Genomic DNA, 25,975 nt, shown 5'->3' on the forward strand with positions numbered 1-25,975 from the left:
CGCTCCCACATCGGGCTCACTCCTCATGTCCGTCTTCGCGACCTGCTCTGCACGCTGAACGCCCGGGCGGGGTTGCCCACAGACGCCGTCCGAGCCGCTCGACGCGGGGGTCGCGCGCTGAGCGCGGCGCCTAGCTTCGGGGGATGCCCGATCCCTTCGTCATCCAGCCGCGCGGCACGTCGCCTCTCGTCGACGGCGCCGAACGGGGTGGTCGCACGCCGCTGCAGGTCGATCCCGTCTTCGGTCCGCTCGCAGAGCACTGCGCCGACGACGAGGTCACCGACATCTTCGTCAACGGCGCCTCAGGGCTGTTCATCGACCGGGGGCGCGGCGCCGAGGCGGTGCACGGGTGGAGTGCGTCCGAGCGGGAGGTTCGCGATCTCGCGGTCGCGCTCGTCGGTCTCGGCGGTCGCCATCTCGACGACCAGGCACCGTGCGTCGATGTGAGGCTCGAGTCCGGCATCCGGGTGCATGCCATCCTCGCGCCCATCTCGACCTCGGGGACGGCTCTATCGATCCGTGTGCCCAGAGTGCGCGCCGCGGATCTCGATGCGTTGGCGGCGCTCGGCGCCTTCGACGCCAGGCAGCACAGCTGGCTCCTCGGTCTGGTGGCTGAGCGCGCCAACATCCTCATCACCGGCGGCACCGGCACGGGCAAGACGACTCTGCTGTCGGCGCTGCTGTCGGCCGCGCCGACCTCCGAGCGCATCGTCACGATCGAGGATGTGGCCGAGCTGCGCCCGCAGCACCCCCACCATGTCGCTCTCGAGGCGCGACAGTCGAACCTCGAGGGCGCCGGCGGCATCAGCCTCGCACGGCTGGTCCGCGAGTCGCTGCGCATGCGCCCCGACCGTCTCGTGGTCGGTGAGTGCCGAGGCGAGGAGGTGAGGGAGCTGCTGACAGCTCTGAACACCGGACACGATGGCGGCGCCGGAACCCTCCACGCGAGCGGTCTCAGCGATGTGCCGGCCCGGCTCGAGGCACTCGGCGCGCTCGCATCCATGGACGCCACGGCGCTCGCGCGCCAGGCGGTGAGCGCGTTCACGATCGTTCTGCACCTCGACAGGGCGCCCGGAGGGCGGCGACGCATCGCGCAGGCGGGGGTGCTCGCGCTCACCGGAGACCGGCTGGGCATCGAGGAGGTGCGACCGTGGTGAGCGCTCGCCGGAGAAGCGCCCCCGACGCCGGAACAGACGCGGCGACCGCGGTGCAGACGCTCGCCGTGCTGCTGCAGGCCGGAGCGGTGCCGTTGGTCGCCTGGAGGCACCTCGCCTCGATCGGCGACGCGCACGCCGCATCGGTTGTGGAGCGAGTCGACGGCGGCGTCTCGCTCATCGCCGCGATCGAGGCCGAGGGCGGCCCGTGGCGAGACCTCGCTGCGGCGTGGGAGGTGGCGACCACCGTCGGGGCGCCTCTGGCCGATGTGCTGCGCATGATCGCGGAGACGCTTCGCGACGCCGCGTCCGCCGCCGATGATGTGCGCATCGCTCTCGCTGAACCGGCGGGAACCGCGCGGCTGCTCCTGTGGATGCCGTTCGCCGGTCTGCTGCTCGGTTTCGCCCTCGGCTTCGACACTCTCGGTGTCATCTTCGGGACGCCTGCGGGAGCGGCCTGCGTCGTGGCCGGGCTTCTCCTCGTGCTCGCTGCCCGAGGCTGGACGAACCGACTGCTTCGGAACGCGCGACCCGAGCCGGGCACTCCGGGGATGCAGGCGGAGCTCATCGCCGTCGCTCTCTCCGGCGGCGCCTCCATCGATCGGGCCCTGCGCCTCGTCGCGGAGAGTCCCGCGTCTCATCGCGGAGATGACGCGCGAGTCCGCGCGGTGCTCGAGCTGTCGCACGCCGCGGGGGTGCCGGCCGGCGAACTCCTCCGCGCCTCCGCCGGGCAGGAGCGGCACGCATCCCGCATCGACGGCCGCCTCCGCGCGGCGAAGCTCACGACGACGCTGCTGATCCCGCTCGGAGTCTGCACGCTGCCGGCATTTCTTCTGCTGGGAGTCGCCCCGCTGCTGCTGAGCGTGCTCCTCTCGACTCCGCTGCCGCTCTGACGGCCGCCGACCACAGGATGCACGCGCATCCGCACACAGAAAGAAGGAACCCATGAACACACTCCCTCCGCTCACTCGGCGCCGTTCCGCGACGCTGTTCGGAGACGACAGCGGCGCCGCCACCGCCGAGTACGCGATCACGACGATGGCCGCTGTGGCCTTCGCCGGGCTGCTCGTCGTCATCATGAGGTCGGATGAGGTGCGCGGCATCCTCACCGACCTGGTGCGTCGGGCTCTCACGGTGTCGTGATGAGCGCCGATCGTGACGGCGAGCGGGGGTCGGTGGCCGCCGAGCTCGCACTCGCGCTGCCCGCGGTGGTCCTCACTCTTCTGCTCGGGGCCGGTGCGCTGGGCGCGGCCGCTCGTCAGGTCGCACTCCAGGACGCGTCGGCCGACGCCGCGCGCCTCCTCGGCCGAGGGGAGGACGCGGGCCGGGCCTCACACGCGGTGTCGACCGCGGTTCCTGGCGCCGGAATGTCGAGCAGCTCATCCGGAGACCTCGTCTGCGTGAAGGCGCACGCCGACGTCGCGATCGGCGGCTTCGTCCGGATCCCGCTGCAGGCGTCCAGCTGTGCACTCTCCGGAGGACTCTGATGTCGACCATCGCAGCGGAGGGCGGCTGATGGCGGGCTCTGCTCTCGCGGCCGGTGTTCTCTCGGTCGCAGCGGTGCTCTCGCTGGGGCTCGCCGCGGTCGGGGGAGCCGCCGTCACGGCGCAGCGGGCTGCGGGGGCCGCCGACGCCGCGGCGCTCGCCGCGGCCGACGCGGCCAGCGGTGCGATCGTCACGGCCGACGACCCGTGCGCCCTCGCCGCGCGGGTCGCGGCTGCCTCAGGCGCGGCCCTCACCGAGTGTGCCGTCGAGGGCTTCGTGGCGACTGTGCAGGTGAACGCGGCGTACGCTGGACTCGCTGCCGTCTCCCGAGCCCGTGCTGGGCCACCCGAGGGATCCTGACGGCGGCACGAGCACTTTCCGGCGAAAATGCAGGCGACCACTGTGACCAACCCATCACGGCGGTGTGTATGGTGTGCTTCGAAGAAAGGACGCTCCCTTGGCTGAAGGCAAGAAGCTCGTCATTGTCGAGTCCCCGACGAAGATGCGGTCGATTCAGGGATACCTCGGCGATGGCTACGAGGTGCTCAGCTCCGTCGGCCACATCCGCGACCTCGCAGACAAGAAGGACATCCCCGCCGCCGACAAGCAGGCGTACGGGAAGTACTCGATCGACGTCGACAACGACTTCGATCCCTACTACGTCGTCTCCGATCGCAAGACGAAGACCGTCGCTGAACTCAAGCGTGCGCTCAAGACCGCCGACGAGCTCCTGCTCGCCACTGATGAGGACCGCGAAGGCGAGGCCATCGCCTGGCACCTGCTCGAGACTCTGAAGCCGAAGGTCCCCGTCAAGCGCATGGTCTTCCACGAGATCACGAAGGACGCGATCCAGGCGGCCATCGGCAACACCCGTGAGCTCGACACCGACCTCGTCGACGCGCAGGAGACCCGCCGTATCCTCGACCGGCTGTACGGCTGGGACGTCTCGCCCGTGCTCTGGTACAAGGTCAAGACGGGGCTGTCTGCCGGACGCGTGCAGTCCGCCGCCACCCGCATGATCGTCGAACGAGAGCGCGAGCGCATGGCGTTCGTCTCCGCCGAGTACTGGGACGTCGAGGCGCTCGCGTCGTCGTCGTCAGCATTCAAGGTTCGTCTTGTGCGTGTCGACGGCGGCCAGCTCGCCCGAGGCACCGACTTCGACGACAACGGAAAGCTCAAGAAGGCCGTCGTCATCCTCGACGAGAAGCAGGCCGCTGAGCTCGCACTCGCCGTCGACGCCGCCGGCACAGGCTCGGTCACGAAGGTCGAGGCGAAGCCGGGAACCCGCAGCCCCTACGCGCCGTTCACCACCTCCACCATGCAGCAGGAGGCAGGCCGCAAGCTCTCGATGAGCGCCAAGCAGGCGATGAGCGTCGCGCAGCGGCTGTACGAAAAGGGTTACATCACCTATATGCGAACCGACTCCGTCGCGCTGAGCACCCAGGCCGTGCAAGCCGCGCGCAGCCAGGCCGTCGCGCTCTACGGCGACACCGCGGTGCCGCTGAAGCCGCGGGCCTACAAGTCGAAGAGCAAGAACGCGCAGGAGGCGCACGAGGCGATCCGTCCCTCGGGCGAGAACTTCCGCACCCCGAAGTCCGTCTCGTCGGAACTGGACCGCGAGGAGCACCGTCTCTACGACCTGATCTGGAAGCGCACCGTCGCCAGTCAGATGGCCGATGCGAAGTACGAGACCACCACCGTCACCATCGCGGTCGACGCCGCGGGGCGCAACGCCGAGTTCACCGCGTCGGGCACCGTGTACACCTTCAAGGGCTTCCTCGAGGCCTATGAAGAAGGACGCGACGAGAAGCGCAACGACAGGGACACCGACGAGAACCAGTCGCTCCCGGTCGTCGCCGTCGGCGACGAGCTGCGCATGTCGGAGTCCGAGGCCAAGGGGCACCGCACGACCCCCAAGCCGCGCTACACCGAGGCATCGCTGGTCAAGGCACTCGAGGAGCACGGCATCGGCCGCCCCTCGACGTTCGCCAGCATCATCGGCACGGTGATCGACCGAGGCTACGCGACCAAGCGCGGCCAGGCCCTCGTGCCGACCTGGCTCGCGTTCAGCGTGGTCCGTCTGCTCGAAGAGCATTTCGCCGACCTGATCGACTACGACTTCACCGCGGCGCTCGAAGACGACCTCGACGCGATCGCGCGCGGCGAGCAGAAGCGCGTCGAGTGGCTGCGTTCCTTCTATTACGGCTCCGATTCGCACGTCGGCCTGCGGCAGACCGTCGACAACCTCGGCGAGATCGATGCGCGGGCGCTCAACTCCACGCCCATCACCGACACCGCCACGCTGCGCTTCGGCAAATATGGTCCCTACCTCGAGGTCGCGAACCCCGAGGCGCCCGACGAGAAGCCTCGCATCGTGAACGTGCCCGAGGATCTCGCGCCCGACGAGCTGACCGCTGCGAAGGCGCAGGAGCTCATCGACGCGCCGGTCGCCGGCGACCGGGTGCTGGGCACCAACCCGGACAACGGCAAGATCGTCGTCGTCAAGGACGGACGCTTCGGTCCCTATGTGCAGGAGAACGACCCGGTGTCCGAAGATGCCGCCGTCGACGAGGCGACCGGTGAGGTCGTCGACGCTCCCAAGCCGAAGCGGGGAGCCAAGAAGGCGGCCGCGCCCAAGCAGCGCACCGCCTCACTCTTCCGCTCGATGTCAGTCGACACGATCGACCTCGACACTGCCCTGCAGCTGCTCAGCCTGCCGCGGGTCGTCGGCGCCGACCCCGAGAGCGGCGAGGAGATCACCGCACAGAACGGCCGATTCGGTCCGTACCTGAAGAAGGGCACGGACTCCCGATCGCTCGAGAGCGAGTCGGAGATCTTCGACGTGACGCTCGAGAAGGCGCTCGAGATCTACGCGCAGCCGAAATACGGCGCAGGGTCCCGACGTGCGTCCAGCGCGCTCGCCGAGTTCGAGGCCGACCCCGTCAGCAACAAGCCGATCCGCATCCGCGACGGTCGCTTCGGTGCCTACGTCACAGACGGAGAGACGAACGTGACGATCCCTCGCGGCCAGAAGGTCGAAGACATCACCTTCGAGATCGCCGTGCAGATGCTCGCCGACAAGCGCGCCAAGGGGCCGGCCCCGAAGCGCGGCGCAGCCGCGAAGAAGGCGCCAGCCAAGAAGCCGGCCGCGAAGAAGCCTGCGGCCAAGAAGCCTGCGGCCAAGAAGCCTGCCGCGAAGAAGCCCGCGGCGAAGAAGGCGCCGGCCAAGTCGACCGGGACGGATGCCGAGAAGGCCGCCGCACGGTCTGCAGCAGCCAAGAAGGCCGCGACGACGCGTGCCGCGAACGCCGCGAAGAAGGCCGGTTCGTGACATCAGGTCCCGGAATCTGGATCACCCTCGAGGGCGGAGACGGATCGGGGAAGACCACGCAGTCGAACCTCCTCGCCCAGTGGATGACGGATGAAGGGCGAACCGTCGTGCGCACCCGCGAGCCCGGCGGTTCGGAGGTCGGCCAGCTGATCCGAGACATCGTGCTCCACCATCGTGGGGACATCGCGCCGCGTGCTGAGGCTCTTCTCTACGCCGCCGACCGCGCGCATCACGTCGCGACGGTCGTCCGGCCTGCTCTCGCCCGCGGTGAGGTCGTGCTGCAGGATCGCTATCTCGACTCATCCGTCGCCTACCAGGGCGCAGGGCGAGTGCTCGACAGCGACGAGATCCGCGGCCTGTCGCTGTGGGCCGCCGAGGGCGCGCTGCCCGACCTCACCGTGCTGCTCGACCTCGATCCCGAATCGGCGCGTGTGCGACTCGACTCGGCTGACAAGCCCTTCGACAGACTCGAAGCCGAGAAGAACGAGTTCCACGCGCGAGTCCGCGACGCGTACCTCGCTCTGGCGCAGGCCGAGCCGGATCGTTTCCTGGTTCTCGACGCCGCAGCGACGCCCGAGGTCATCGCCGAGCAGATCCGCGAGCGGGTCGCCAAGCTGATCGGCTGAGCCTTCCGCACAGCACGCCGTCCGCCTGTGCGCCCCTCGCAGACGGGGACGGTTGCCGCGCACGTCGGTGCTCCCGATTAGGCTGAGGGCATGCCCCAGACTGTCGCCGCACCTTTCCCGTGGGCCGATGTGTGGGGACAGGATGCCGCGGTCGACACGCTTCGCAACGCCGCATCCGATCCCTCCGCGCTGTCGCACGCCTGGCTCATCACGGGTCCGCCCGGGTCGGGGCGCTCCACGCTCGCGCACGCCTTCGCCGCAGCGCTCGTGGCGGACCACCCCGATGACGAGGCGTCGATGCGTCAGGTTCTCGCGGGAACGCATCCGGATGTGACGGCATTGCGCACCGACAAGGTCATCATCACGATCGCGGAGGCTCGTGCGCTCGTCGAGCGCTCGTACTTCGCCCCGTCGGCCGGCCGCTATCGCGTGATCGTGGTCGAAGACGCCGACCGCATGGTCGAGCGCACCTCCAACGTGCTGCTGAAGGCTCTCGAAGAGCCGCCAGAGCAGACGGTCTGGATACTCTGCGCCCCGAGCGAAGCCGACCTGCTGCCGACCATCCGTTCGCGCGTGCGCTCGCTGCGACTGCGCGAGCCCGATGTCGCAGACGTGGCACGTCTGATCACGCTGCGCACAGGGGTCGATGAGGGCATCGCCGAGCAGGCCGCGCGTCATGCACAACGGCACATCGGCATGGCCCAGCGACTCGCCACCGATGAGGCTGCCCGCCGCCGCCGTGACGAGACCCTGCGGTCTGTGCTGGGGGTTCGCGGTGTCAGCGACGCCGTCGAGGTCGCCGGCCGCATCATCCAGGCGGCCACTGACGACGCCAAGGCGCTCACGGCCGAGCGCGACGCGGCCGAGCGCGCATCCCTGCTGCGTATGGTCGGGATCGCCGAGGGGCAGGCCGTTCCGCCGGCCCTGCGCACGCAGATCTCCGCGCTGGAGGACGACCAGAAGAAGCGTGCGACCCGAAGTCTGCGTGACGGGATCGACAGAGTCCTCACCGATCTGCAGTCTCTCTTCCGTGATGTCGTCATGCTGCAGTTCGGCCGAGACGACGAGCTGATCAATCGCGAGCTTCGCGAAGACCTGGTCGCGCTGGCTGCGGCCTGGCCGGAGACCCGTACTCTTGTCGTACTCGACCACCTTGCCGACACACGCCAGTCGCTGGAGCGCAACGTCGCACCGCTGCTCGCCCTCGAGAGCTTGCTCGTGACTGTCACGAGCGGGAGGACACCGTGAACAATCGACCGACTTCCCGCATCCGACGTGCCGTCGCCGTGATCGCCGGCCTCGCCGCGGCCTCGGTCGCCCTCTCCGGGTGCCTGTACTCGATGATCCCCGAGCAGGCCGAGCCGAAGCCGTCCACCACGAACGCGCCAGACACCGAAGGCGTGGCAGAAGACCTGCTGCCGTTCTACGGCCAGACGCTCACCTGGAGCGAGTGCGGCACGGGGTTCGACTGCACCGAGGTGACCGCTCCGCTCGACTGGGAGAACCCGGGCGAGGGCGAGATCACCCTCTCCGTCGTGCGCCACCAGGCGACGGGAACGGCTCAGGGCTCACTGCTGACGAACCCCGGTGGTCCTGGCGCCAGCGGCGTCGAGCTCATCCGCGACAGTCTCGACTTCGCGGTCGGTGCCGATCTCATCGAGAACTACGACGTGATCGGATTCGACCCCCGCGGCGTCGGAGAATCGACCGCAGTGACGTGCTTCGACGCTGCAGGCATGGACGACTACCTCTACACGATCCCCGCAGGCAAGCGGGGGAGTGCGGAGTGGGAAGCCGAGCTGCTCGAGGCCCACAAGGAGTTCGCCGACGCGTGCGAGGCGAACAGCGGCGGCATCCTGCCCTACGTCACCACGATCAACGCCGCACGCGACATGGATCTGATCCGCGCGGTGCTCGGCGACAAGCAGCTGAACTACCTCGGCTACTCCTACGGCACTTTCCTCGGTGCGACCTACGCCGACCTGTACCCCGAGAAAGCGGGCCGACTCGTGCTCGACGGTGCGATCGACCCGGCCGTCTCGGGGCTCGATGTCGGTGCCACCCAGGCGCTCGGATTCGAATCGGCCCTCCGCGCGTACATGCAGAACTGCCTCGACTCGGGCGAGTGCCCGTTCAACGGCACGGTCGACGAGGCCATGGCCGATCTCGGCGCACTGCTCGCGAGCGTCGACGCGTCCCCGCTCGAGAACGGCGACGGGCGCATGCTCGGCGCGGACTCGCTGATGACCGCGATCATCGCCGCCCTGTATTCGGCGGACAGCTGGCAGTACCTCACGCAGGCGCTCGACGAGGCCCTGCAGGGCGATCCGACGACGGCGTTCTTCCTCGCCGACTTCTACAACGGACGTGAGAACGGCACCTATCTCGACAACTCGAGCGAAGCCTTCCGGGCATACAACTGCATGGACTATCCCGTCGAGGACGACCCGGCGGCCGAGGCGGCGACCGAGAAGAGGATCGCCGACGGCGCACCGACCATCGCTCCGTACTGGAACGGTCCCGACTCCTGCTCGGTGTGGCCCTACCCGCCGACCGGGACGCGAGGCGAGATCAACGCCGAGGGTGCGGGCCCGATCCTCGTGGTCGGCACGACCAACGATCCGGCGACCCCGTACGAGTGGTCCGAGTCGCTCGCCGAGCAGCTCGACGAGGGCGTGCTGATCACCCGCGTGGGCGAAGGCCACACCGGATACAACAAGGGCAACACGTGCGTCGACAGCGCCGTCGAGGCGTTCCTCCTCGACGATGTCGTGCCCGAGAGCGACGTCCGCTGCGAGTGATCGCGGCTCGATTCGCGGTGCGGCTCCGGAACGGGTAATATCGATGATCGCGCCGCTTTAGCTCAGTCGGCAGAGCATTTCACTCGTAATGAAAAGGTCGTCAGTTCGATTCTGACAAGCGGCTCCAGCGGGCCCCGTGATGTGAACAACATCTCGGGGCCTTTTGGTTTCCTGCCTTGGGGAGACCCGCGAGGGCGGCGTACGCTCAGACCATGAGCAGAGCGCTTCTGATCGTCGATGTGCAGAACGACTTCACCGAGGGCGGCGCTTTGGCCGTCGACGGCGGCGATGCCGTGGCATCCGCTGTCTCAGCGTTCCTCGCCGCACACGCGACGGAGTACGACGTCATCATCGCCTCGCGCGACTGGCACGACGCCGAAGGCGACAACGGCGGCCACTTCGGAGAGGCGCCGGACTACGTCGACACGTGGCCCGTGCACTGCGTCGCAGGCACGCCCGGCGCCGACTACGACCCGCTGCTGGTGACCGATGCCGTCACGCACCATGTGCACAAAGGGCAGGGTCGCCCCGCCTACTCGATGTTCGAGGGCGCGACCGAAACGGGAGACACCGTCGGCTCGATCCTCACCGCCGCGGGTGTCCTCGAGGCCGACGTCGTCGGCATCGCCACGGACCATTGCGTGCGGGCCTCTGCGCTCGACGCGGTGGCGCACGGCGTCCGAGTGCGCATCCTCACCGACCTGATCGCGGGTGTCGCACCGGGGCCGAGTGCGGCGGCTCTCGCAGAACTCGCCCATGCGGGTGCCGTGCTCGTCGAGAGCGACTCTGCGTGACACGCAGCGTCCTGCTGCTGCGAGCGGTCAACGTCTCAGGCCGCAATCGAGTGCCGATGGCACAGCTGCGCGAGGTGCTCGCTCCGGTGCTGGGTGAGGTCTCGACCTACATCGCGAGTGGGAACATCGTGTGCGAGCATCCGGATGATCCGACGTCGGTGAGGGCTCGGGTCCGGGAGCTGATCGCCGACGAGTTCGACGTCGACACCCCGGTCATCCTGAGGACTCACGACGACCTCGTGCACGCCCTGGATGCGCACCCGTTCGGCGGAGCGTCGGAGAAGCTGCTGCATGCGATGTTCCTCGAGGCGCCGGCCGCGCCCGGGGCCGTCGAGGCACTGCAGGAGCGGCTCGTGCCGGGGGAGCGGATCGCGCTGGTCGGCGACGATCTGTGGATCGACTACGCCGAGGGCGGTGTGCACAGCACGAGGCTCACCAAGGCCGTCCTCGATCGTGCGCTCGGCGTCGCAGGCACGGCGCGCAACCTCCGCACGGTCCGGAAGCTCGCCGAGCTGACCGCATGAGCGAGAGGGAGCCGTTCACGTTGGCCCTGCCCTTCACGGGGCGGTGGATCGTGCAGAACAGCCCGGCGTCGCGCGTCCCCAGCCACGGCACAGAGCTGTTCGGCAACTCGCACGCGATCGAGCAGGACGGCCGGGGGATCCCGCTCGCCTTTCTCCGCGAAGGAGAGCAGGACTGGGTGCCGCGGAACGGCGAGATCGTCGCTGTCTGATCAGTGGTTCAGTCCGAGGTCTCGCGGCTGATCGCCGAGGGAGGCGTCAGCGGGTGCGCCTGCAGGTCGACGCGATGCGTGCCGCAGTCGGCGCAGCGGACGTACACGACGACGCCTTCGCTGGTCGGATGCCGCGAGCTGGCGACCCAGGCGTGCTCGTGTGCGGTGGTGGTCTGACGAGGGATCGGCAGAGTGTGCAAGGTGGTCATGGATCCAGCGTGATGTAATGGCCTTATGCATCTCAACCCTTACGGCGAATATGCGGTTCTCCTGGCCGCGTCCCTCGCCGATGACTTCCCCGTCGATCGAGCGGGAATCGAGGAGCGCACCCTCGAGATGGGGATGACGATGACGTTCCCTCCCGCCGCCGACGACCATGAACGGGTCCGTGAGGTGGTCGACGACTGGCTGCGGATCGTCGACGCGGCGGACCCGGACTCTCGCGCGGAGATCCTCAACGCGCAGATGGCGGAAGCTGCGGCATACCCGCGCCTGACGAACCACGACGGCGAAGGCTGGCACCTGCACTACCGCGACGACGTGCGATCTCTGCCGTATGTGCTCCGGGCCGTCTTCGCGGTCGGCACGTCGCTGCACCTCGTCACCCGCGGCATGGACCGACTGGGTCGCTGCGAGGCCTCACCCTGCACGAACGTGGTCGTCGACGTGACCCGCAACGGGCGGCAGCGATTCTGCTCGGTGCGCTGTGCGAACAGAGCGGCGGTCCGGCGTCACAGGGCGCGCGCTGGCGCCTGACACCGGACCGCCGGGAATTCAGATCACGCGGTCTGGCCTGCGTGCTTCCCCTCGGCGACCTCTTCGATCAGCTTCGCGTTGAAAGCAGGGAGGTCGTCGGGAGTGCGGCTGGACACGAGACCTTCGTCGACCACCACTTCCTCGTCGACCCAGGTGGCTCCGGCGTTGCGGAGGTCGGTCGCGAGGCTCGGGTAGCTGGTCAGCGTGCGTCCGTCGACCACGCCGGCTTCGATCAGGATCCACGCGCCGTGGCAGATGACCGCGACCGGCTTGTGCTGCTCGAAGAACGAGCGGGCGAGGTCGATCGATGCCTTGTCGAGCCGCAGGTGGTCGGCGTTCACGACGCCGCCCGGGAGCACGAGCGCGTCGAACTCGTCGGCCTTCGCCGTCTCGGACGTGAGGTCGACGTGCTGCACGTGACCGTTCTTGCCGGTGATCTGCTGTCCGTCCGGTGCGATGAGCGTGGCGCTCGCGCCTTCGCCCTGCACCGCTTCCCACGGACTGGTCAGCTCGCTGTCCTCGAATCCGTCTGTCGCGAGGAATGCCACTCGGCTGTCGGTGAGAGTCGCCATGATGCGTCCTTTCGTGGGGTGAATGTCCCGGATGGGGACGCCACGACTCTCTCGCAGGGTGCCGACGGAGTGAAGGGGGTGGCCGGATCCGGCCGGTGGTGATAAACGGTGGGCCCCGTGGGGCTCGAACCCACGACCCGCGGATTAAAAGTCCGATGCTCTGCCAACTGAGCTAGAGGCCCGCCCCTCCAGTCTAGGGCGCAAAGAAGGAGCCGCTGACGACGTGTCGTCAGCGGCTCCTTCTCCATCCCACCGACCTCCCCCGAGAGGTGGGACGGCTTACCGAGTGTCCGCCTCGGCGTTCCCGGGCCTTACTCGGCCGGGGGCATCAGGACCGTGTCGATGAGGTACACGGTCGCGTTGGCGGTCTGGACTCCACCGCAGATGACGGTGGCGTCGTTGACCATCAGGTCGTCGCCGCTGCCGGTGACCTCGAGGTCAGCACCCTGGACGGTGGTGTGCATGCCGGCGATCTCGTCAGGTGCGACCTGGCCGGGGACCACGTGGTAGGTCAGGATCGAGCTCAGCGTGGCGCTGTCGGTCTTGAGTGCCTCGATGGTGGCCGGGTCGATCTTCGCGAAAGCGTCATCGACGGGTGCGAAGACGGTGAACTCGTCGCCGTTCAGCGTGTCGACGAGGTTGACGTCGGGGTTCAGCTGTCCGCTGACTGCGGCCACGAGCGTGGTGAGCAGCGGGTTGTTGGATGCTGCGGTGGCGACCGGGTCGAGCGACATGCCCTCGACGGATCCTGCGCCGTCCGGAACAGCCTCTGCGTATGCGGCGCAGCCGGGGCCGACCAGGTTCGCGGCCGGGTCCATCGTCTCGGTCTCGGGAGCCATCGTCTCGGACGACTCGGGGGCCGTCGACTCTGCCGGCTCTTCGGTGGTGCCGCCCATGGAACATGCGGAGAGCAGGAATGCGCTCGCAAGGCCGAGGGTGATGGCTGCGGTGACCTTCTTCTTGGTGCTGAACATCTCAAGCTCCTTCAGAACACTGCCACGGCCTCTCCGTGGCGTTGACAGTCGTTCGGAGCCCCACCGGGATCGGATGGGAGAAACGTCAATGTTTTTTCCGAGCCGCCGAATCCAATCCGTTTCGAGGGTCTGCAGCGAACAGGTTTCGACGAGGAGCACTTAAGAGGACTCGTTTCCGTCACTTTCAGGTGGCGGCTGCACGGGAAAGCGGGGTGAATGCGGCATGCTGTTAGAGATGGTCATCGATGGAATGGACGTACCCGAAGACGGTACGGCTCGGGATGCTGTCGCTGACCTGCTCCTTCGCATCGGCGACGGTGATCAGCGCGCATTCGCGGAGCTCTACGACACTCTGTCGTCACGCGTCTTCGGCCTCATCCTCAGGGTCCTCGTGAATCGCTCGCAGAGCGAAGAGGTGCTCCAAGAGGTCTTCTTGGAGATCTGGCAATCCGCTACGAAGTTCGCTCCGAACAAGGGTCAGGGAAGAACCTGGGTGATGACGATCGCGCACCGTCGTGCGGTCGACCGGGTTCGGGCGTCCCAGTCCAGCGCGGACCGAGACGTACGAGCCGGGTTCAGAGACATCGGGGTCGCGCACGACAGTGTGGCGGAGACGGTGGAGCTGGGCATCGAGAGCGAGAAAGTGGTTCACGCGCTCTCAGGCCTTCCCGAGGTGCAGCGCGAAGCTCTCGTCCTGGCCTATTACGGCGGTTACAGTCAGAACGAAGTGGCAGCTCTCGTCGGGGCGCCGCTGGGGACGATCAAGACACGGATGCGAGATGGGCTCTCGCGACTGAGGACAGCTATGGGGGTGACGGCATGAACGAGAAGGACTTCGCAGAACTCGCGGCAGGAGCAGCGCTCGACGCGCTGTCGCCCGATGACCAGCAGCGGTATCACGCCGCACTCGCAGCGCACCCGGAATGGCAGAGCATCGTGGATGCCGATGCCGACAGTGCCGGCTTCCTCGCCGACGGAGTGGCACAGGCCGTTCCTTCGCCCGACATTCGTGCCGCTCTGCTCGCACGTATCGCCGTCACGCCGCAGAGCGGCGATGTCGTTCTCTCGGACTCGGCGCCCGACTCGATGCCCGGCGAGACGGCAGATGCCGCGCCCGTGGCGGACTCAGCGACCGCCGCACGCGATGGCGACGACGCCCCGAAGGCTCCGGCACACCGCCTCCGCTTCCTCTTCGCGCTCGCGGCATGCCTCGCGCTGCTCGTCGGTGTGGGGGCAGGCGCCGTCGCGATCAACACCTACATCAACCGACCGGCGAGTGTCGTCGCACTCGAGGACATCCAGGCGGCCGGTGACGCTCAGCAGGCCAGCGTGTCGCTCGAGAGCGGCGGCACTGCGACCGCGCACTGGTCGGCGTCGCTCGGCAAGTCCGTGCTCGTGACCGACGGCATCCCGTCGCTCGCCGAGGGCAAGACCTACGAGCTCTGGTATGTGCGCGGTGACACTCCGGTGTCGGCAGGCGTGTTCGCGGCCGACGACGGCGAAGCGACAGCGGTGCTCGCGGGCGAGATGCACGCGGGTGATGTGATCGCCGTCACGGTGGAGCAGGACGGAGGCTCGCCCTCGGGCCTGCCGACATCCGATCCCGTCGTCGTGATCCCGACGGCCTGATGTCTCGGATCGCGCGTACCCTGGACTGATGCCTGAGCAGTTCTCCCGTCCGGTGCGCCGGCCCACCAGTGCCTTCGACAACATCGTGGGCAGTCACGATCCCGCCGAGGAGACGCGCGTCGCGCATGCGACCGCATCCGCTCTGCTGACCCGCGTGCGCGCCGATGAGAGCGGCGTGAGCGCCGACCGGCTCGTCGCCTTCACCGACGAGCACGGCATCGACGAGATCGCCGAGCTCTGGTCGAAGGCTCCGTCTCGCACTCTGCCGGGCGCGCTGTGGCGGCTGTACCTCCTGCAGCTGGCCATCCACGGCGATCCGCACACCGCGGCCCTGCTGTACGAGCGGGGCAGAGTGGAGCTCGCATCCGTGGATGCCGTGATCGCCGGAGCACCGGTGCCGGCGAACCCCGACGAGCTCGTCGCCCTGATCGACACGATCCTCCGCGGGGCGTTCCGCGGGGACTTCGCGGTCGCCCTCGATCGGGCCGCGGCGTTCTGCCGGGTCCAGGCCTCTGGCGCGACCCACGCGGCGGACGACTACGAGCCGACCGAACCGTCGCGCGCGAGCGAGCTCACCACCCGCGCCCTGCGCCTGAGCAGCTATGCGCAGGACCTGTCTGCCGCTGCCGTGCTGTGGCGCTCGGGCGCATTGGCCTGAATCGACGCGGCGGCCGGGTTCTCGTCCGGATCCGGGTCCGTGCCCGGGCATGAAAAGACCGGGCCGCAAAAACGCCTCTCGGCGGAAGGCCGCTCGCAGCGGCAAAAATTGGAGCCCGGGGTTATGCGGCCCGGCCACTCCAGTGTAACAAGTTCGCGCTGAAGCTATTCCCGGGGCTCTAGGCTCGGATCATGACACGGCGCTTTGCTCTGATGATCGATCCTGCGGCGGCCGACGTCGCCCGCTCCGACTTCGCAGACACGTTCACCCTCGTCGATGCGGCCGCACCGGCGCTGAGCGTGGGGGAGCTGAGCACGCAGCGCGGCGACGGAGTGTTCGAGTCGATCGGCGTGATCGACGGGCATGCGCAGGAGGTCGTGCCGCACCTCGAGAGGCTCGCGCACTCGGCGCAGCTGTGCGACCTGCCGCTCCCCAATCAGGCGCAGTGGCACCAGGCCATCGAGCGAGCGGCCGCCCACTGCGAACAGGGCGAGTACGTCATCAAACTCATCCTCAGCCGTGGCGTCGAGCACGGCCCCACACCGACCGCCTGGGTCACGGCCGCACCGGCATCCGACTTCTCGGCGGTGCGCGAGCAGGGGATCCGCGTGGTCACCCTCGACCGCGGGTACGACCTCGACGTGGCTGAGAAGGCACCGTGGCTGCTGCTCGGGGCCAAGACCCTCTCGTATGCGGTGAACATGGCGGCGCTTCGCGAAGCGCACCGACGTGGAGCTGACGACGCGATCTTCCTCTCGCGTGACGGCTTCGTGCTCGAGGCACCGACCGCGTCGCTGATCCTGCGCTTCGGCGAGCGTTTCGTGACGCCGGCGCCCAACGGCGGCATCCTGCACGGTACGACGCAGCTCAGCGTCTACGAGCACCTCACCGCGCGCGGATTCGTCGCCGAGTATGCGCAGGTGCCGGCATCCGATCTGTCGCGTGCTGACGCCGCCTGGCTCGTCTCCAGCGTCCGCCTCGCCGCCCCGATCACCGCCGTAGACGGAGTCGAGTTGCCCGTCGATCGCGCGCTCACGGCCGAGCTCAACGAGTACCTCCTCTCGCCCCGAGACTGAGGAGCGCCCGGTCGCAGGAACGAGAGAGGGCCCGACGCCGAAGCGCCGGGCCCTCTCTCGGTCTGAGACCGGATGCTTATCCGAAGCGTCCCGAGACGTAGTCCTCGGTCGCCTGCACCGACGGGGTGGTGAACATCGTGCGGGTGTCGTCGTACTCGATGAGCTTGCCGGGCTTGCCGGTGCCGGCGATGTTGAAGAAGGCGGTCCGGTCGGACACGCGGCTCGCCTGCTGCATGTTGTGCGTCACGATGACGACGGTGTACTCCGACTTGATCTCGGCGATGAGCTCCTCGATCGCGAAGGTCGAGATCGGGTCGAGCGCCGAGCAGGGCTCGTCCATCAGGATCACGTCGGGGGAGACGGCGATGGCACGCGCGATGCACAGACGCTGCTGCTGGCCGCCCGAGAGACCCGAACCGGGGCGGTCGAGGCGGTCTTTGACCTCGTTCCAGAGGTTCGCGCCACGCAGGGACTTCTCGACGAGAGCATCCTGATCGCTCTTCGCCATGCGCGTGTTGTTGAGCTTGACCCCCGCGAGCACGTTCTCCTTGATCGACATGGTGGGGAACGGGTTGGGACGCTGGAAGACCATGCCGACCTGACGGCGCACCAGCACGGGGTCGACGCCGGCGCCGTAGAGGTTCTTGCCGTCGATCAGCACTTCTCCCTCGACACGCGCGCCGGGGATGACCTCGTGCATGCGGTTGAGGGTGCGCAGGAACGTGGACTTGCCGCAGCCGGACGGGCCGATGAACGCCGTGACGGTGTTGGGCTTGATCTCGATGCTGACGCCTTCGACGGCGAGGAAGTCGCTGTAGTAGACGTTGAGGTCGTTGACTTCGATGCTCTTGGACACGTGTGATCCTTCTTCTTCAGTCGGGAAAGACGGCTCAGCGGCCGTTGATCTTGGGGGCGAACACCTTGGCGATGATCCTGGCCAGCAGGTTCAGCACCATCACGATGACGATCAGGGTGAGGGCGGCGGCCCAGGCCCTGTCGAGGTAGGCATCGACGGGGATGCCGGGGTACTTGGCCTGCATGTACGAGAACACGGGTAGCGTCGCCATCTGCCCGCTGAACATGTTCAGGTTCATGCCCTGCACGATGCCGACCGTGAGCAGCAGCGGTGCGGTCTCGCCGATCACGCGTGAGATGGCGAGCATGATGCTGGTCAGGATTCCGGCGATGGCGGTCGGAAGGACGACCTTGATGATCGTCAGCCACTTCGGCACACCGAGCGCGTAGGCGGCCTCTCGGAGCTCGTTCGGGACGATCCGCAGGAGTTCCTCGGAACCGCGCACGACCACGGGGATCATCAGCACCGAGAGGGCGAGCGAGCCCATGATGCCCATGCGGGTGCCGGGGCCGACGATCAGCGAGAACACGGAGTAGATGAACAGACCGGCGACGATCGACGGGATGCCCGTCATGACGTCGACGAGGAACGTGATGCCGCGGGCGAGCTTGCGTCCCTCTCCGTACTCGACGAGGTAGATCGAGGTCATCAGACCGATCGGCACCGAGATGATCGTGGCGCCCAGGGTGATGAGGAGCGTGCCCCAGATGGCGTGCACCGCGCCGCCGCCTTCGCCGACGATGTTGCGCATCGAGAAGCTGAAGAACTCGCCGTCGAACCGCATGAGGCCGTTGACGACCACGGTGTACAGCAGCGAGATGAGCGGGAGCAGCGCGACGACGAAGGCGCCGGACACCAGCGCCGTCATGAGGCGGTCGATCGCGTGGCGACGGCTCTCGACCACGGTGGAGATCACGAAGATCAGAACCATGTAGAAGATGAGGCCGACGACGAGGGTGAGTGCGATGTTGAAGTCGGCGGGGTCGTTGCCCGCGTTGACGAAGGCGAAGATCGTGGCCGACACCACGAAGGCGGCCAGCAGCAGCGCCCAGGGCGCCCACCGGGGAAGATGACCTGCCGACGTGCTGTGCACCGGAGCGGCGACGGATGACGGCGAGGGCGTGAGGGTGGCGGTCATGTCAGTTGGCTCCCGAGAACTCAGCACGGCGCGAGACGATCCAGCGGGCCACGAAGTTGACCGCGAAGGTGACGATGAAGAGGATCAGACCCGCCGCGATGAGCGTGTTGACGCCCTCGTCGTGGGCCTCGGGGAACCGCAGCGCGATGATCGCGGGGATCGTCGTCGGGTTCTCCGGGTTGATCAGGTTGAACGTGACGATGCCGAGAGGCGAGAGCACGAGGGTCACTGCCATGGTCTCGCCGAGCGCGCGTCCGAGGCCGAGCATGGCGCCCGACACCATTCCGCTGCGTGCGAAGGGCAGGACGGCCATGCGGACCATCTCCCAGCGGGTGGCCCCGAGCGCGAGCGCCGCCTCCTCATGGAGCTTCGGCGTCTGCAGGAACACCTCGCGGCAGATCGCGGTCATGATCGGCAGGATCATGACGGCGAGCACGAGGGATGCGGTGAGGATCGTCTTTCCCGTGCCCGAGGGCGTGCCGCTGAAGATCGGGATCCAGCCGAGGTTCTCGTTGAGCCACTTGTAGAAGGGCACGAGCATCGGGGCGAAGGTGAGGGCTCCCCAGAGGCCGAAGACGACCGACGGGACCGCCGCGAGCAGGTCGATGATGTAGCCGAGGAACCCGGCGAGGCGCCGCGGAGCGTAGTGCGAGATGAACAGCGCGATGCCGATCGCGATGGGAGCGGCGATCACGAGGGCGATGAAGCTCGACCACAGTGTTCCGAAGACGAACGGCCAGACCCAGGACAGGAACGACTGACCCTCGAGGATGTGGTTGCCGCTCGTGTCTCCCGAGAGCGCGGGGATCGACTGCACGATGAGGAACAGGGCCACGGCGGCGAGCGTGACGAGGATGATGATTCCCGCGGCCAGCGCGGTGCCCGAGAAGACGAGGTCTCCCCGTCGACGCAGCTTGGGGGGTGTCCCGGCTGAACGGGTGGTATCGGGACCCGTTGTGGTTGTGGACATCGGAGCGACTCCAGGCTCTGAGGGACTTTCGGGGGTTTTCATGCGGGTGCCCCCGGGTGTCGGTCGAGTCCTCTCGACCGACACCCGGGGGCGTCGGACCGGGGCTCAGCGGTGGGCTGAGCCTTCGGTCACTCCGTGACGATCGCGTCGATCGCGGTGCTGATCTGGTCGCGCAGGCTGTCCGAGATCGGCGCGCTGCCCGCGGCCTCTGCTGCGGCATCCTGACCCTCGGCCGATGCGACGTACTGGAAGTACGCCTTCACGAGGCCGGCGGTCTCGGCGTCGTCGTACTCGACGCAGCCGATGAGGTAGGACACGAGTGCGATCGGGTACGAGCCGGCGGGTGCGGCGGCCGGGTCGACGGCGAACGCGAGGTCGTGGTCCGAGCGGCCCTCCTCGAGCGGCGACGCCTCGACGAGCGCGGCTGCGGCGTCTGCCGAGTAGGGGACGTACTCGCCCTCGACCTCGACGGCGACCTGTCCGAGCTCGGAGGTGCGCGACGCGTCGGCGAAGCCGATGTAGCCGGAGCCGTTGGTGATCGCGTCGACGACGCCCGAGGTGCCGTCGCCGGCCTCGCCGGTCTGCAGCGGCCACTCGTCGCTGGGCTCGTAGGTCCACACGTCGGGGGCGACGGCGCTGAGGTACTTGGTGAACGTCTCCTGCGTGCCCGAGGGGTCGGAGCGGTGCACGGTCACGATGGCCTGGTCGGGCAGTTCGACGCCCTCGTTCTGCGAGGCGATCGCGTCGTCGTTCCACTTCGTGATGGTGCCCGCGAAGATCTTGGCGATGGTCTCGCCGTCGAGGTTCAGCTCGTCGACGCCCTCGAGGTTGAACGCGACGGCGACGGGGGAGATGTAGACGGGGATCTCGACGATCTCGTCGGATGCGCACGAGCCGAAGCCGCCCGCGGCGAGCTCGTCGGCGTTGAACGCGCGGTCCGAGCCGATGAAGTTCGACGAACCGGCGATGAAGTTCTCGCGGCCGGTGCCCGAACCCGTCGCGGTGTAGTTCACCGTGGTGTCAGGGTTGGCGGTCTGGAATGCGGCGACCCAGGACTGCTGGGCGGCCTCCTGTGAGGAGGCTCCGGTGGCCTCGATGGTGCCGGAGAGAGTGGATTCGCTCGGCGCGTCGGTGGTTCCGCCGGTTCCGCCTTCGTTCGCGGCACAGCCGGCGAGGGCGAGAGCGGCCACGGCGCCGACGGCGCCGATACGTGCGATTCGGGAGATCTTCACTGTGGATCCTTCGATCTTTGATGTGGTGGGGCCCGGTGCAGGGCACACAGTGACGCTATGTGCGGCGGTTAACGAGACTCTCCCGCGCAGGTGAACGGCAGGTGAACGGCGCGCGTCTCTCTGGGGCATGCGAAAGGCCGCATCCGTTGACGGATGCGGCCTTTCGTCTCGTCTTTCGCAGCGCGCTAGACCTTGGGGATGTGCGTCTCGATCGCGATGATCCCCGACCCCGGGTTGGAGGCCGAGAGGTGCGCGACCGAGAAGGCGGCCGGTTCGAGGTCGGCCGCGCTGCTGACATAGGAGCCGCGGACCGTTCCGGTGGCCAGGGCGATCTCGGTCAGGATTCCCGGGAGCACAGGGCCATGGCTGCACAGCACTGCCGGCTTGCCCGATCGCACGCGGCGACCGACGATCGAACGCAGATCGTCTTCGCCGTCCTCCCACGCGTCCTGACTGATCTTCGGCGTGGTGACGGTCTTCCGATCGAGGGCCTTCGCGAGCGGGGTCACGGTCTGCATGCAGCGCACGGCATCACTCGTGATGATCTTGCGCACGCCGAAGGCCCGCAGCGGGCCGACGATCGACTTCGCCTGATGCAGGCCTCGATCGGTCAGAGGACGTTCGGCATCCGGGCCGTCCCAGTCGCCGCGCGAGAGCGCCTTCGCGTGGCGCAGGGCGATGATCGGGAACGTGCGCAGCACGCCGTCATCGACGAGCTGAGCGAAGAAGTCGAGGATCTCGATGTCGACCGGGTAGCTCAGCCGGTCGCGCGCCTTCTTGACGCTGACCCATTCGAGCGCGGCGATCTCGCGATTCGGCACGAACGTCGAGGCGCGGATCGCGTCGGACGTGGCCTCGGCCGCCCAGTAGTGCACGACCTTCTGCTTGCTGGAGGGCAGATGGTAGCGGCTCACGCCGACGGGGACTCCGAGCGAGACTCGGATGCCGGTCTCTTCGTGCACCTCCCGCACAGCCGTCTCGGCGAGCATCTCACCGGGGTCGACCTTGCCCTTGGGAAGCGTGACGTCGCGGTACTTGGTGCGATGGATCAGAAGGATCCGCAGCTTGCCGTCGATGAGTCGCCAGACGACCGCGCCGGCCGCGTACACGGCCTTGTCCGTCCACTTCGACCGTGCTGCCCTGGTGCTCGAATCGTCGTTCATCGAACCGCCCGTGCGCGACGGCGTCGCTGGACCAACCCCATGGTCTTGTCCTGCAGGTCGATGAGGGGCTTGCCTGCGGCATCCGTGGCGTGCCGGGTCCAGACGCCGTCGGCGCCGAGGTGCCACGAGGTGGTTCCTGGGTCCATGGCGAGGTCGAAGAAGTCGAGCAGGTCCTTCATGTGACCGGGGTCGGTGACGCGCACCAGCGCCTCGACGCGGCGGTCGAGGTTGCGGTGCATCATGTCGGCGCTGCCGATGTGCACCTGCGCGTCGCCGTCGTTGTGGAACGCGAAGATGCGCGAGTGCTCGAGGTAACGACCGAGGATGCTGCGGACGGTGATGTTGTCGCTGATCCCCTCGAGGTCGGTGCGCAGACTGCAGATGCCTCGCACCCACACGTCGACCTTCACGCCGGCGGCGCTCGCGCGGTACAGGGCGTCGATGACCTCTTCGTCGACCATCGAGTTCACCTTGATGCGGATGCTCGCCGGCTTGCCGTTCTCGGCATTGCGGCGCTCGTGGTCGATCTGGCGCACGAGGCCCTTGCGCAGGTGCAGCGGCGCGACGAGCAAGCGCTTGAACTTCTTCTCGATCGCGTATCCGCTGAGCTCGTTGAACAGGCGAGTGAGGTCCTTGCCGACCTGAGCGTCGGTGGTGAACAGCCCGAAGTCCTCATAGATGCGGCTGGTCTTCGGGTTGTAGTTGCCCGTGCCGATGTGCGAGTAGTGACGCAGCACCCCGTCTTCCTCACGGATGACGAGCGCGAGCTTGCAGTGGGTCTTGAGTCCGACGAGGCCGTAGACGACGTGGACGCCCGCCTTCTCGAGCTTGCGCGCCCAGACGATGTTGTTCGCCTCGTCGAAGCGGGCCTTGACCTCGACCAGCGCCAGCACCTGCTTTCCCGCTTCGGCGGCGTCGATCAGCGCCTCGACGATCGGGCTGTCGCCCGAGGTGCGGTAGAGAGTCTGCTTGATCGCGAGCACGTGCGGGTCGCGCGCCGCCTGCTCGAGGAACGAGACGACGCTCGTGGTGAACGACTCGTACGGGTGGTGCACGAGCACGTCCGACTTGCGGATCGCCTTGAAGATGTCGGCTCGGGTGTTGCTCCCGGTCGGCTGGAAGGCGACTGCCGTGGTCGGAAGATGCGGCGGGTAGCGGAGATCCGGGCGATCGATGCGCGACAGGTCGAAGAGACCTCGGAGGTCGAGCGGTCCGGGGAGTCGGTAGATCTCCTGGTCGGTGATCTCGAGCTCGCGCACCAGGAGGTCCATCGTGACCTCGTCCATGTCGTCGGTGATCTCGAGGCGGATCGGCGGACCGAAGCGGCGGCGGAGCAGCTCGGCCTCGAGCGCCTGGATGAGGTTCTCGCTCTCGTCCTCCTCGATCTCCACATCCTCGTTGCGGGTGAGGCGGAAGGCGTGGTGGTCGAGGACCTCCATGCCCGGGAAGAGATCGCCGAGGTGGTTCGCGATGAGCTCTTCGAGCGTGAGGAAACGCTTGATCTCGCCGGAGCCCGGAACCTCGACGAATCGGGGAAGCATGGGCGGCACCTTGAGGCGCGCGAATTCCTGACGCCCGGTGCGGGCGTTGCGGATGCGGATGGCGAGGTTCAGCGACAGCCCGGAGATGTACGGGAACGGGTGCGCCGGGTCGACCGCGAGCGGCATCAGGACGGGGAACACCTGGGCACCGAAGTACTCGGAGAGCTTGGCTCGCTCCTCGTCGGTGAGCTCGGCCCACTCGGTGATCTCGATGCCGGACTCGGCCAGCGCCGGACGCACGAGCGACTTCCAGGCGTCGGCGTGACGCAGCTGCAGCGCGTGCGCCTCACGGGCGATGTCGGCGAGGGCGTCGGCGGGGGAGCGGCCGATGTTGGTGGGCACCGCCAGACCGGTCAGGATGCGGCGCTTGAGTCCGGCGACGCGCACCATGAAGAACTCGTCGAGGTTGCTCGCGAAGATGGCGAGGAAGTTCGCACGCTCGAGTTCGGGGAGCGACGGATCCTCCGCGAGTTCGAGCACGCGCTGGTTGAAAGCGAGCCAGCTCAGCTCGCGATCGTGGTAGCGGTGGTCGGGGAGAAGCGAGTCGGGGGACTCGACGGCATCGAAGTCGTCATCTTCAGCGTCACCGAGACCTGCGTCGGCGAGTGCGGGATCGATCATGGGGTACATCTAAGCACCGTGAGGTGACGCGCGTGTGAACTGACGGTGCGTGCGTCACCGCGATGCGGCGACCGTCTCCTCGTCGTAGACGTTGAATCGGTAGCCGACGTTGCGGACCGTGCCGATGATCTGCTCCTGGTCGCCCAGCTTCGCCCGCAGGCGTCGCACGTGCACATCGACGGTTCTGGTGCCGCCGAAGTAGTCGTAGCCCCACACCTCGCTGAGCAGCTGCTCGCGCGTGAACACCCGCGACGGGTGCGTGGCGAGGAAGTGCAGGAGCTGGAACTCCTTGTACGTGAGGTCCAGCGGGCGCCCTCTGAGCTTCGCCGAATACGACTGCTCGTCGATCGTGACGCCGGAGGCCTGCACGCGCGTCGGCTCTGCGACCTCGTCCCGGCGGGCGAGGGCGAGCCGCACGCGGGCATCGGTCTCGGCCGGGCCGGCGGTGGCGAGGAGCACGTCGTCGATGCCCCAGTCCCCGGACAGCGCGCTCATCCCGCCCTCCGTCACGACGAGCAGCAGCGGCGCATCCTGACCGGTGGCTCGCAGCAGGCGGCAGAGCGACTTCGCGCCGACGAGGTCGAGACGCCCGTCGACGATCACGATGTCGTATTCGGGGGCGCTCACGAGTTGGGCGGGCTCGGCCGGGATCTGGCGCACTCGATGGCTGAGGAGCTCGAGTGCGGGCAGGACCTGCTCCGAGACCGGAGCATTGGTCAACACCAGGACCTGGGCCACACGCACTCCTTCCGGACGGCGGGGTACGCCGTGCCGCAATGATACCGGGCGCCGATGGGTCACAATGGAGTCATGACGGATCCAGCGCTCGCACCGCGTAATGCTTTCGTCGGCGTGCTCATCGTCTGGGCGGTCGCCTTCGTCGCCTCGATCGGCGTGGGCATCTTCGTCGCCGAGGAGTGGCGAGTGCCGTGGCTGCTCGTGGTCTTCGGCGCGATCGTGCTCCTCTCCTTCGCCGTGCAGCTGCAGTACGGGCGCACCCAGGGCTTCATCTTCCGCGTGGGCGCCAGCACCATCGGCGCACTGCTGCTGATGGGCGTGATCTCGGTCGGCTTCGGTCTCGCCGCTCTCGTCACCTGATCAGCGGACGAGACACCCGGCCTGCTGGAGGGTAAAGTGGAGGCCATGGACCTCATGGCGCTCGAACTCTTCTTCATCGGTCTTCTGGGCCTGGCGAGCCTCGCGATCGCCTTCGTCTCGGTCGTCGTGCTGCGGAACCTCTTCCGCGGCCAGCGCTGAGCATCGTGCTCGAGCTGCCCACCGATCTCCCGGCCGACCTCGCGCCGCTCTCGTGGCTGATCGGCGTCTGGGAGGGCACCGGGGTCATCGACTATCCGGTCGGCGACGACCGTCTGCAGGGCGAGTTCACCCACCGGGTGAGCTTCAGCCATGACGGCGGCCCCTTCCTGAACTACTCCGCGACGGCGATCCTGGCGGGCGAAGACGGTGCCGTCTCGATCCCGCTCGTCGCCGAGAGCGGCTACTGGCGTCTCTCCCGGCCGGCCTCCGACTCCGACGCCGGCCCCGCACTGCTGCCGCCGCGCGCCGAGCAGGTCGTGCGCAGCGTCGACGACGTGGAGGAACTGCGCGCTCCCTCAGGCGGCTTCCCGATCGAGGTCTCGATCGCCCACGCCGACGGGACGCTCGAGCTCTACCTCGGCGAGATCAACGGTCCGCGTATCGACATCGCCTCCGACGCCATCGTGCGCGGAGCCGGGGCCAAGGAGTACGGCGCAGCCACGCGGATGTACGGCCTGGTCGACAACCACCTTCTCTGGGCCTGGGACATCGCGGCTCTCGGCACGCCGATGCGGTCTCACGCTTCCGCTCGACTCGCGAAGGTCTGA

29 protein-coding genes and 2 tRNA genes are annotated in these 25,975 nt (G+C 68.0%); 20 read left to right on the forward strand and 11 right to left on the reverse strand.

Features of this window, described 5'->3' with window-relative positions; translation table 11 throughout:
- Positions 1-143 precede the first annotated feature (143 nt).
- The 13 genes from MRBLMI13_RS14645 to MRBLMI13_RS14705 all read left to right on the forward strand — a co-directional run bounded on the left by MRBLMI13_RS14645 (position 144) and on the right by MRBLMI13_RS14705 (position 10,924).
- Positions 144-1,157 carry a TadA family conjugal transfer-associated ATPase gene (locus MRBLMI13_RS14645; protein WP_367823537.1) on the forward strand — a complete coding sequence of 338 codons (1,014 nt, stop codon included), beginning with the start codon at positions 144-146 and terminating at the stop codon, positions 1,155-1,157.
- Complete coding sequence (locus tag MRBLMI13_RS14650; protein WP_367825042.1) at positions 1,151-2,047, forward strand: type II secretion system F family protein; 897 nt, start codon at positions 1,151-1,153, stop codon at positions 2,045-2,047. Before MRBLMI13_RS14645 ends, MRBLMI13_RS14650 begins: the two co-directional genes overlap by 7 nt.
- A 52-nt stretch (positions 2,048-2,099) precedes the next feature.
- Positions 2,100-2,297, forward strand: a complete 198-nt coding sequence (locus MRBLMI13_RS14655) for a DUF4244 domain-containing protein (RefSeq protein ID WP_042539672.1) — start codon at positions 2,100-2,102, stop codon at positions 2,295-2,297.
- Positions 2,297-2,641 (forward strand): TadE family type IV pilus minor pilin, encoded by a 345-nt coding sequence (locus MRBLMI13_RS14660; protein WP_367823533.1) that lies wholly within the window; start codon positions 2,297-2,299, stop codon positions 2,639-2,641. Before MRBLMI13_RS14655 ends, MRBLMI13_RS14660 begins: the two co-directional genes overlap by 1 nt.
- 28 nt (positions 2,642-2,669) lie before the next feature.
- Positions 2,670-2,999, forward strand: coding sequence for a hypothetical protein (locus MRBLMI13_RS14665; RefSeq protein WP_056373669.1), 330 nt, complete (start codon positions 2,670-2,672; stop codon positions 2,997-2,999).
- A 97-nt stretch (positions 3,000-3,096) separates the two neighbouring features.
- Entirely contained in the window at positions 3,097-5,970 is a 2,874-nt protein-coding gene (gene topA / locus MRBLMI13_RS14670; protein WP_367823531.1) for a type I DNA topoisomerase, read from the forward strand.
- Positions 5,967-6,596, forward strand: coding sequence for a dTMP kinase (gene tmk, locus MRBLMI13_RS14675; protein ID WP_367823529.1), 630 nt, complete (start codon positions 5,967-5,969; stop codon positions 6,594-6,596). Before topA ends, tmk begins: the two co-directional genes overlap by 4 nt.
- A 90-nt stretch (positions 6,597-6,686) precedes the next feature.
- The gene (locus tag MRBLMI13_RS14680; RefSeq protein WP_367823527.1) at positions 6,687-7,844 is read left to right on the forward strand and encodes a DNA polymerase III subunit delta'; all 1,158 of its coding nucleotides are present in this window, start codon (positions 6,687-6,689) and stop codon (positions 7,842-7,844) included.
- Positions 7,841-9,397 carry an alpha/beta hydrolase gene (locus MRBLMI13_RS14685; RefSeq protein WP_042539711.1) on the forward strand — a complete coding sequence of 519 codons (1,557 nt, stop codon included), beginning with the start codon at positions 7,841-7,843 and terminating at the stop codon, positions 9,395-9,397. The genes MRBLMI13_RS14680 and MRBLMI13_RS14685 overlap by 4 nt, the downstream gene beginning before the upstream one ends.
- Positions 9,398-9,448: 51 nt before the next feature.
- A tRNA-Thr gene (locus tag MRBLMI13_RS14690) sits at positions 9,449-9,524 on the forward strand.
- 85 nt (positions 9,525-9,609) lie between these two features.
- A complete protein-coding gene (locus MRBLMI13_RS14695) occupies positions 9,610-10,191 on the forward strand; it encodes an isochorismatase family protein (protein ID WP_367823525.1) in 582 nt (193 codons plus the stop codon).
- Positions 10,188-10,715 (forward strand): DUF1697 domain-containing protein, encoded by a 528-nt coding sequence (locus tag MRBLMI13_RS14700; RefSeq protein WP_367823523.1) that lies wholly within the window; start codon positions 10,188-10,190, stop codon positions 10,713-10,715. Before MRBLMI13_RS14695 ends, MRBLMI13_RS14700 begins: the two co-directional genes overlap by 4 nt.
- Positions 10,712-10,924, forward strand: coding sequence for a hypothetical protein (locus MRBLMI13_RS14705; RefSeq protein ID WP_367823521.1), 213 nt, complete (start codon positions 10,712-10,714; stop codon positions 10,922-10,924). The genes MRBLMI13_RS14700 and MRBLMI13_RS14705 overlap by 4 nt, the downstream gene beginning before the upstream one ends.
- 8 nt (positions 10,925-10,932) lie before the next feature.
- Here the strand turns inward: MRBLMI13_RS14705 and MRBLMI13_RS14710 are convergent, their stop codons facing one another.
- Positions 10,933-11,133: a hypothetical protein gene (locus MRBLMI13_RS14710; protein ID WP_367823519.1), complete on the reverse strand. Its 201-nt coding sequence runs from the start codon at positions 11,131-11,133 to the stop codon at positions 10,933-10,935.
- A gap of 25 nt (positions 11,134-11,158) precedes the next feature.
- Between MRBLMI13_RS14710 and MRBLMI13_RS14715 the strand changes: the two genes are divergently transcribed.
- The gene (locus MRBLMI13_RS14715; protein ID WP_042539721.1) at positions 11,159-11,680 is read left to right on the forward strand and encodes a CGNR zinc finger domain-containing protein; all 522 of its coding nucleotides are present in this window, start codon (positions 11,159-11,161) and stop codon (positions 11,678-11,680) included.
- Between the two features lie 23 nt (positions 11,681-11,703).
- On the opposite strand, the gene MRBLMI13_RS14720 is transcribed toward MRBLMI13_RS14715, so the two are convergent.
- The 3 genes from MRBLMI13_RS14720 to MRBLMI13_RS14730 form a co-directional block, all read right to left on the reverse strand.
- Complete coding sequence (locus MRBLMI13_RS14720; protein WP_042539723.1) at positions 11,704-12,252, reverse strand: type 1 glutamine amidotransferase domain-containing protein; 549 nt, start codon at positions 12,250-12,252, stop codon at positions 11,704-11,706.
- A gap of 109 nt (positions 12,253-12,361) precedes the next feature.
- Positions 12,362-12,434 (reverse strand) — tRNA-Lys (locus tag MRBLMI13_RS14725).
- Between the two features lie 129 nt (positions 12,435-12,563).
- Complete coding sequence (locus MRBLMI13_RS14730) at positions 12,564-13,226, reverse strand: fasciclin domain-containing protein (RefSeq protein WP_042539725.1); 663 nt, start codon at positions 13,224-13,226, stop codon at positions 12,564-12,566.
- 223 nt (positions 13,227-13,449) lie between these two features.
- Between MRBLMI13_RS14730 and sigK the strand changes: the two genes are divergently transcribed.
- The 4 genes from sigK to MRBLMI13_RS14750 all read left to right on the forward strand — a co-directional run bounded on the left by sigK (position 13,450) and on the right by MRBLMI13_RS14750 (position 16,589).
- Positions 13,450-14,049: an ECF RNA polymerase sigma factor SigK gene (gene sigK, locus MRBLMI13_RS14735; RefSeq protein WP_309690383.1), complete on the forward strand. Its 600-nt coding sequence runs from the start codon at positions 13,450-13,452 to the stop codon at positions 14,047-14,049.
- Positions 14,046-14,855, forward strand: a complete 810-nt coding sequence (locus tag MRBLMI13_RS14740; protein WP_367823516.1) for an anti-sigma factor domain-containing protein — start codon at positions 14,046-14,048, stop codon at positions 14,853-14,855. The genes sigK and MRBLMI13_RS14740 overlap by 4 nt, the downstream gene beginning before the upstream one ends.
- 28 nt (positions 14,856-14,883) lie before the next feature.
- Positions 14,884-15,513 (forward strand): hypothetical protein, encoded by a 630-nt coding sequence (locus MRBLMI13_RS14745; RefSeq protein ID WP_042539728.1) that lies wholly within the window; start codon positions 14,884-14,886, stop codon positions 15,511-15,513.
- Between the two features lie 191 nt (positions 15,514-15,704).
- Positions 15,705-16,589: an aminodeoxychorismate lyase gene (locus MRBLMI13_RS14750; RefSeq protein ID WP_079113291.1), complete on the forward strand. Its 885-nt coding sequence runs from the start codon at positions 15,705-15,707 to the stop codon at positions 16,587-16,589.
- Positions 16,590-16,665: 76 nt separating this feature from the next.
- Here MRBLMI13_RS14750 and pstB read toward each other — a convergent pair whose 3' ends face one another.
- The 7 genes from pstB to MRBLMI13_RS14785 form a co-directional block, all read right to left on the reverse strand.
- The gene (pstB, locus tag MRBLMI13_RS14755; protein ID WP_042539732.1) at positions 16,666-17,445 is read right to left on the reverse strand and encodes a phosphate ABC transporter ATP-binding protein PstB; all 780 of its coding nucleotides are present in this window, start codon (positions 17,443-17,445) and stop codon (positions 16,666-16,668) included.
- A gap of 34 nt (positions 17,446-17,479) precedes the next feature.
- Positions 17,480-18,583, reverse strand: a complete 1,104-nt coding sequence (gene pstA / locus MRBLMI13_RS14760; RefSeq protein ID WP_042539734.1) for a phosphate ABC transporter permease PstA — start codon at positions 18,581-18,583, stop codon at positions 17,480-17,482.
- A gap of 1 nt (position 18,584) precedes the next feature.
- Positions 18,585-19,553 carry a phosphate ABC transporter permease subunit PstC gene (pstC, locus tag MRBLMI13_RS14765; RefSeq protein ID WP_042539737.1) on the reverse strand — a complete coding sequence of 323 codons (969 nt, stop codon included), beginning with the start codon at positions 19,551-19,553 and terminating at the stop codon, positions 18,585-18,587.
- A gap of 128 nt (positions 19,554-19,681) precedes the next feature.
- Positions 19,682-20,785 (reverse strand): phosphate ABC transporter substrate-binding protein PstS, encoded by a 1,104-nt coding sequence (gene pstS, locus MRBLMI13_RS14770; protein WP_042539739.1) that lies wholly within the window; start codon positions 20,783-20,785, stop codon positions 19,682-19,684.
- Positions 20,786-20,970: 185 nt separating this feature from the next.
- Positions 20,971-21,948 (reverse strand): NUDIX hydrolase, encoded by a 978-nt coding sequence (locus MRBLMI13_RS14775; RefSeq protein ID WP_079113290.1) that lies wholly within the window; start codon positions 21,946-21,948, stop codon positions 20,971-20,973.
- Positions 21,945-24,110: an RNA degradosome polyphosphate kinase gene (locus MRBLMI13_RS14780; RefSeq protein WP_367823511.1), complete on the reverse strand. Its 2,166-nt coding sequence runs from the start codon at positions 24,108-24,110 to the stop codon at positions 21,945-21,947. Before MRBLMI13_RS14780 ends, MRBLMI13_RS14775 begins: the two co-directional genes overlap by 4 nt.
- A gap of 54 nt (positions 24,111-24,164) precedes the next feature.
- Positions 24,165-24,848, reverse strand: coding sequence for a winged helix-turn-helix transcriptional regulator (locus MRBLMI13_RS14785; RefSeq protein WP_042539745.1), 684 nt, complete (start codon positions 24,846-24,848; stop codon positions 24,165-24,167).
- Between the two features lie 72 nt (positions 24,849-24,920).
- On the opposite strand from MRBLMI13_RS14785, the gene MRBLMI13_RS14790 reads away from it, so the two are divergent.
- Both MRBLMI13_RS14790 and MRBLMI13_RS14795 read left to right on the forward strand, forming a co-directional pair.
- Positions 24,921-25,208 (forward strand): hypothetical protein, encoded by a 288-nt coding sequence (locus tag MRBLMI13_RS14790; protein WP_042539747.1) that lies wholly within the window; start codon positions 24,921-24,923, stop codon positions 25,206-25,208.
- Between the two features lie 164 nt (positions 25,209-25,372).
- Positions 25,373-25,975 (forward strand): FABP family protein, encoded by a 603-nt coding sequence (locus tag MRBLMI13_RS14795; protein WP_079113289.1) that lies wholly within the window; start codon positions 25,373-25,375, stop codon positions 25,973-25,975.

The sequence above is a fragment of the Microbacterium sp. LMI13-1-1.1 genome, assembly GCF_040815625.1.
GTDB classification, from domain to species: domain Bacteria; phylum Actinomycetota; class Actinomycetes; order Actinomycetales; family Microbacteriaceae; genus Microbacterium; species Microbacterium forte.

Excerpts from the sequence above, each read along its gene's own strand:
- MRBLMI13_RS14655 (WP_042539672.1), top strand. The coding sequence starts at position 2,100 with ATGAACACACTCCCTCCGCTCACTCGGCGCCGTTCCGCGACGCTGTTC.
- MRBLMI13_RS14720 (WP_042539723.1), bottom strand. The coding sequence starts at position 12,252 with ATGGCGACTCTCACCGACAGCCGAGTGGCATTCCTCGCGACAGACGGA.
- MRBLMI13_RS14730 (WP_042539725.1), bottom strand. The coding sequence starts at position 13,226 with ATGTTCAGCACCAAGAAGAAGGTCACCGCAGCCATCACCCTCGGCCTT.
- pstA (WP_042539734.1), bottom strand. The coding sequence starts at position 18,583 with ATGACCGCCACCCTCACGCCCTCGCCGTCATCCGTCGCCGCTCCGGTG.
- MRBLMI13_RS14705 (WP_367823521.1), top strand. The coding sequence starts at position 10,712 with ATGAGCGAGAGGGAGCCGTTCACGTTGGCCCTGCCCTTCACGGGGCGG.
- MRBLMI13_RS14780 (WP_367823511.1), bottom strand. The coding sequence starts at position 24,110 with ATGATCGATCCCGCACTCGCCGACGCAGGTCTCGGTGACGCTGAAGAT.
- MRBLMI13_RS14790 (WP_042539747.1), top strand. The coding sequence starts at position 24,921 with ATGACGGATCCAGCGCTCGCACCGCGTAATGCTTTCGTCGGCGTGCTC.
- MRBLMI13_RS14660 (WP_367823533.1), top strand. The coding sequence starts at position 2,297 with ATGAGCGCCGATCGTGACGGCGAGCGGGGGTCGGTGGCCGCCGAGCTC.
- MRBLMI13_RS14775 (WP_079113290.1), bottom strand. The coding sequence starts at position 21,948 with ATGAACGACGATTCGAGCACCAGGGCAGCACGGTCGAAGTGGACGGAC.
- MRBLMI13_RS14680 (WP_367823527.1), top strand. The coding sequence starts at position 6,687 with ATGCCCCAGACTGTCGCCGCACCTTTCCCGTGGGCCGATGTGTGGGGA.
- MRBLMI13_RS14695 (WP_367823525.1), top strand. The coding sequence starts at position 9,610 with ATGAGCAGAGCGCTTCTGATCGTCGATGTGCAGAACGACTTCACCGAG.
- MRBLMI13_RS14645 (WP_367823537.1), top strand. The coding sequence starts at position 144 with ATGCCCGATCCCTTCGTCATCCAGCCGCGCGGCACGTCGCCTCTCGTC.
- MRBLMI13_RS14710 (WP_367823519.1), bottom strand. The coding sequence starts at position 11,133 with ATGACCACCTTGCACACTCTGCCGATCCCTCGTCAGACCACCACCGCA.
- MRBLMI13_RS14715 (WP_042539721.1), top strand. The coding sequence starts at position 11,159 with ATGCATCTCAACCCTTACGGCGAATATGCGGTTCTCCTGGCCGCGTCC.
- MRBLMI13_RS14740 (WP_367823516.1), top strand. The coding sequence starts at position 14,046 with ATGAACGAGAAGGACTTCGCAGAACTCGCGGCAGGAGCAGCGCTCGAC.
- MRBLMI13_RS14665 (WP_056373669.1), top strand. The coding sequence starts at position 2,670 with ATGGCGGGCTCTGCTCTCGCGGCCGGTGTTCTCTCGGTCGCAGCGGTG.
- pstC (WP_042539737.1), bottom strand. The coding sequence starts at position 19,553 with ATGTCCACAACCACAACGGGTCCCGATACCACCCGTTCAGCCGGGACA.
- sigK (WP_309690383.1), top strand. The coding sequence starts at position 13,450 with ATGCTGTTAGAGATGGTCATCGATGGAATGGACGTACCCGAAGACGGT.
- MRBLMI13_RS14750 (WP_079113291.1), top strand. The coding sequence starts at position 15,705 with ATGACACGGCGCTTTGCTCTGATGATCGATCCTGCGGCGGCCGACGTC.
- MRBLMI13_RS14745 (WP_042539728.1), top strand. The coding sequence starts at position 14,884 with ATGCCTGAGCAGTTCTCCCGTCCGGTGCGCCGGCCCACCAGTGCCTTC.